Genomic DNA, 387 nt, shown 5'->3' on the forward strand with positions numbered 1-387 from the left:
AAGATCCCACGCCGGGATGCCCGCATTCGCCGGGACGACCTCGACAAGGCGTTCGACGAGCCCGCACGAAGAAGAGCCGACCAAGGAGGAACAGGACTCATGTCGGCCAAGGCGCGCCGATAACAGCGCACAGGGGTATTCAGCTGACCGGACTGGACTGCAGTCGTGGGATGGGAGGCAGCCGGAGGCCGGTAGGCCCTACCCGAGGTCGACCGGGGAGTTTCAGTCCTGGTTCGCGACTGATGCCGGCTGCTTGGACTATCTGGGGTGGCTGCGCTGGCCGGAGGGATTCGTCTGTCCGCGCTGCGCGCAGGTCGGCGGCTGGGCGCTCGGTGATGGCCGGTTCAAGTGCGCGGGCTGCGGGGCGCGGACCGCGGTGACCGCGGG

General features: G+C 68.7%; 1 protein-coding gene. It reads left to right on the top strand.

The window, feature by feature from the left end; all coding sequences use genetic code 11:
* Positions 1-16 precede the first annotated feature (16 nt).
* On the top strand, positions 17-387 hold a 371-nt coding region (locus AC5RWU_RS24690; protein WP_493986796.1), incomplete at its 3' end, for a transposase family protein.

The organism is Arthrobacter sp. B0427-1-12 (assembly GCF_059092905.1).